Source organism: Arthrobacter sp., assembly GCF_030540645.1.
Classification (GTDB): Bacteria; Actinomycetota; Actinomycetes; order Actinomycetales; family Micrococcaceae; genus Specibacter.
Window position 1 is genome coordinate 57,944 of sequence record NZ_JAUNVV010000011.1, and the last position, 3,755, is coordinate 61,698.

A 3,755-nucleotide genomic window follows, 5' to 3' on the forward strand; every position below is an offset into this window, starting at 1 on the left:
TCTCCCATGTCGCCTTCGATTTCGGCGCGCGGCACCAAGGCCGCCACCGAGTCAATGACGATCACGTCAAGTGAGCCCGAGCCAATGAGCATGTCCATGATCTCAAGGGCCTGCTCACCGGTGTCCGGCTGGGAAACGAGCAGTGCGTCGACGTCAACGCCCAGTTTTGCGGCGTAGTCGGGATCAAGGGCGTGCTCGGCATCAATAAATGCCGCGATGCCGCCATTTTTTTGCGCACTGGCCACTGCGTGCAAGGCAACGGTTGTCTTACCGGAAGACTCGGGTCCGTAGATTTCAACGACACGGCCGCGCGGCAGGCCGCCTATGCCCAGCGCAATGTCCAAGGCAATGGAGCCGGTGGGAATCACTTCGATTGGAGCTCGTACGTCATCACCCAGGCGCATAACTGAACCCTTGCCAAATTGCTTGTCAATTTGGGCCAGTGCTGCTGCCAGCGCCTTTTCACGGTCTGCGGGAGCGGCCATGATTCACCTCGGTCTTTCCTTTGTGCCGTTGCCGGCCCCCATGGGACTGCGCGTAGTGCGCAATCCATGGTCAGTGGTCTTTTGCTTTGCTTGTGCAATTTTCGTGATCTTCACCGGTTGCCCGGCTTCATGCTGCGTCGAATGCCTCGACACGCTTTCCTCGTTAACTAAAACGCTAGTTCAAGGGTCTGACATTGTCTGCGGCAACCAGGCTTCAGCTGGAAAATTGTGGAGAACTATTTCTGCCCGCCAAGGTGCAGCCTCGAAACTAGTATAGATTCGATCGAATAGATATTCGAACTTTACACCACGGCGTGTCGTTGTGCGGCGCATCGCACCATGTTTGTCGCGTTAGTTTTTCAGCGGTATGTCCCGGCCCAGCCAGCGCGACGACGGGACATCCTGGACGCGGCACACCTCAAGCCAGATTTCCTTAGGGTCATACCCGGCTTTCAATGCTTCACTTGCCGTGTTGCCGCCGACGCCGCCAAGGACCAGGTCCCGGGCCAGAACCCGTGAATAGGCTTGGCTGAATTCGTCATCCATCAATCTCCAAAACTCGCTTACTCGCACTCCCCTATTCTCGCATGCGCAGGACTTGGCGCCGACGCTCTTTCATCCTGTGGGTGGATAGAATTGGGGCATGACACCAACCGATGGCCAGCCGTCGGCGGCAAGTCCTGAAAAGCTCGCGGCCGTGGAAGTACTTGACGCACAACTCAGCCTGCTGTGGCGTCGGGCTCGTGCGGTCAACCACGAACTCACCCGCAGCGTCCATCCTGATCTGGAACCTGCCGCCTACGGATTGCTCTCGGTGTTGCTGAATCAAGGTGGCATGCGCTTGACGGAGTTGGCAAGGCGCATTGGTGTGGGCAAGCCCTCGGTCAGTAGGCAGATCACATTCCTGGTGGAACTGGGCCTGGTGCGCAAGGACACGGATCCGCGGGACGGCCGTGCCCAAATCATCGAACTGACGGAAACCGGCCACGAAAGAATGCGATCCGTTCTCACTGGACGTCAGTTGGCGTTCCATGAGCGGCTCAAGGACTGGGACGAGGACGAACTGACAACTTTTGCTACGCTCATCGCCAAGCTCAACGCGAGCTACGCCAAAAAAATAACCACCCACCCATAGAACCGTTCGTGGCAGCTAGCGCACAATTGTTCATGAGTACCAAAAAACTGGACCCCATCCAACGATGGAGTCCAGTTTTGGTTTTTGGGGCAGTCCCGGCGTTCGGGACGGCCAGTCTTAGAAAGCGTTGGACATGAGGCCCTTGCTCAATTCGTCGGAGAGTTCCTCATTCAAGTCCCTGCCGTAACGGGCAGCGAACTCCTGGGGAACAGTGTCCGGGACAGCCACGCCTTCGGCAATGGCCAGACGGTCGCTCACTTCACGCAGCATGAGTGACAGTGGCACCTCAAGTGCGGAACAGATGGAGGAGAGCAACTCTGAGGATGCTTCCTTTTGTCCACGTTCCACTTCGCTGAGGTAGCCCAGTGAGACTCGTGCGTTGTGTGATACTTCGCGGAGTGTACGGCCCTGACGTTGACGCACGTCACGCAGAACATCACCAATTTCGTGGCGTAGCACCACGACTTTGCGTTCTTTGCGCTGATGTGGTTTTTCGTCTGCCAAACCCACATCCCGCCAGCGCACGACGCCGTTTACGGATACGGGTTGTTTCACCATCGGTATCGCCTTACTCCTTGTTTGTTCACAACACTGCAATCGGTTCTGCGTTCCGGCTATTTCCGGAAGACGCCTTGACCGCTTGGTGTAACCATCCTAGAGCGGATTGAAACACTTTGCGTTCACTATGACTAACTATCTTGTTACAACTTTTGTTCCCCGGCGCCCTTGATGACCTGCTCAAGCAGGGAAATGGCTTCCTGCACAGCCTGCAGCCGGATCATTTCGCGGTCTCCGCCAAAGTGATATTCATAGGACTGTGCCTCCCCGTCCAGTGCCACGGCAATGTACACGTGACCCACTTCCTTGCCCTGGTGCGGTTCAGGACCGGCAACTCCCGTCGTCGCAATACCTACCCGGGCCCCGGTTGCCCTGCATGCGCCCAGCGCCATGGCACAAGCCACTTGAGGGTCAACTGCCCCGTTGCTCTCCAACAGTGCTGCGGAAACCCCCAGCAGCCCCACCTTGACCTCGTTCTGGTACGCCACGATCCCGCCTTGCAGCATCCCGGATGCCCCGGGCACCTGGACAAGGGTTGAAGCCACCATGCCGCCAGTCAGTGACTCTGCTGTGGCCACGGTGATTCCTGCCGCAACAGCAGAGGCCACCAGCCCAGCCAGGGTCGTTTCGGTCACCACCGTTTACTCCTTGCCCACTGTGGAAGCTGCCGTTCCCCGGCCGGAGCGGACCAGCTGCCACGCCTTGATCAGATAGTCCGCACCAGTCACCACCGTCACAGCCAAAGCAGCAAGCATGATGATCAAAGCCACGACGGACAATGCCGGAATCGCCGGTGTGACAGGGAGCAGGAACACGAAAATTGCCACCGTCTGCATGACAGTCTTCAGCTTGCCGCCCTTGGAGGCGGCCATGACACCGTAGCGAATGACGACAAATCGCAGCAAAGTGATGCCGACCTCGCGCACCAGCATCACAATGGTGACCCACCACCACAGCTCCCCCACTGCGGAGAGCATGATCAGCGCCGAACCGATCAGCAGCTTGTCGGCGATGGGATCGGCGATCTTGCCAAAGCTGGTGACAAGCCCGCGCGCCCGGGCAATGTCGCCGTCAAGCTTGTCGGTGTAAATGGCGACGACGAACAGCACCACCGCGACCCAGCGCAGTGGCCCGTACTCCGCCTTGTCCGCCACGAAGGCCCAGATGAAGAAAGGCACCATCACTATGCGCAAAAGCGTCAGGGCATTGGGCAGGTTCCAGTTGGACGGGCGCGGCGCCACCTTCTCGTTCACGGTATAAGGCTATCGGTTTTCGCTGCGACAACCGCATTGTTCGCGGTTCGGTGCCCCGTCATCGTCCTGTCAGCGACCATGCGTCCTCACCGCCATCTTCATCATCACCGTCGTGGTATTCAACAGCCTGGGCCCGGTTCTCCAGATCCTGGCCCACCAGGTCCTCGCCCCAGCCGTGGTTGGCGTTGGCGTTCTCGGCCAGCGCCGCCGTCTGAGGATCGGTGGCCGGCGAGGTCCCGTCGCCACCGGAAAGCACGACGCCGGAGCCTGCCGCCGCGGGACCGTCACCGCGGATGGCGGCAAGGGTTTCGGCCAAATCATCCG

General features: G+C 59.0%; 6 protein-coding genes and 1 pseudogene. 1 reads left to right on the top strand and 6 read right to left on the bottom strand.

Annotation, left to right across the window (positions count from 1 at the left end):
* Positions 1-485: pseudogene (locus Q4P21_RS03885) on the bottom strand (DNA recombination/repair protein RecA); the annotation flags it as partial.
* Between the two features lie 351 nt (positions 486-836).
* Complete coding sequence (locus Q4P21_RS03890) at positions 837-1,058, bottom strand: DUF3046 domain-containing protein (RefSeq protein WP_207345043.1); 222 nt, start codon at positions 1,056-1,058, stop codon at positions 837-839.
* Between the two features lie 70 nt (positions 1,059-1,128).
* Here Q4P21_RS03890 and Q4P21_RS03895 point away from each other — a divergent pair, with 70 nt between their 5' ends.
* Positions 1,129-1,620: a MarR family winged helix-turn-helix transcriptional regulator gene (locus tag Q4P21_RS03895; RefSeq protein ID WP_303387528.1), complete on the top strand. Its 492-nt coding sequence runs from the start codon at positions 1,129-1,131 to the stop codon at positions 1,618-1,620.
* A 117-nt stretch (positions 1,621-1,737) separates the two neighbouring features.
* Here Q4P21_RS03895 and Q4P21_RS03900 read toward each other — a convergent pair whose 3' ends face one another.
* The 4 genes from Q4P21_RS03900 to Q4P21_RS03915 form a co-directional block, all read right to left on the bottom strand.
* Positions 1,738-2,178 (bottom strand): helix-turn-helix domain-containing protein, encoded by a 441-nt coding sequence (locus Q4P21_RS03900; protein ID WP_207345045.1) that lies wholly within the window; start codon positions 2,176-2,178, stop codon positions 1,738-1,740.
* 143 nt (positions 2,179-2,321) lie between these two features.
* Positions 2,322-2,813: a CinA family protein gene (locus Q4P21_RS03905; protein ID WP_303387529.1), complete on the bottom strand. Its 492-nt coding sequence runs from the start codon at positions 2,811-2,813 to the stop codon at positions 2,322-2,324.
* A gap of 6 nt (positions 2,814-2,819) precedes the next feature.
* The gene (gene pgsA, locus Q4P21_RS03910; protein ID WP_303387530.1) at positions 2,820-3,431 is read right to left on the bottom strand and encodes a CDP-diacylglycerol--glycerol-3-phosphate 3-phosphatidyltransferase; all 612 of its coding nucleotides are present in this window, start codon (positions 3,429-3,431) and stop codon (positions 2,820-2,822) included.
* 58 nt (positions 3,432-3,489) lie between these two features.
* Positions 3,490-3,755: hypothetical protein (locus tag Q4P21_RS03915; protein WP_303387531.1), on the bottom strand; the 266-nt coding region annotated here is incomplete at its 5' end.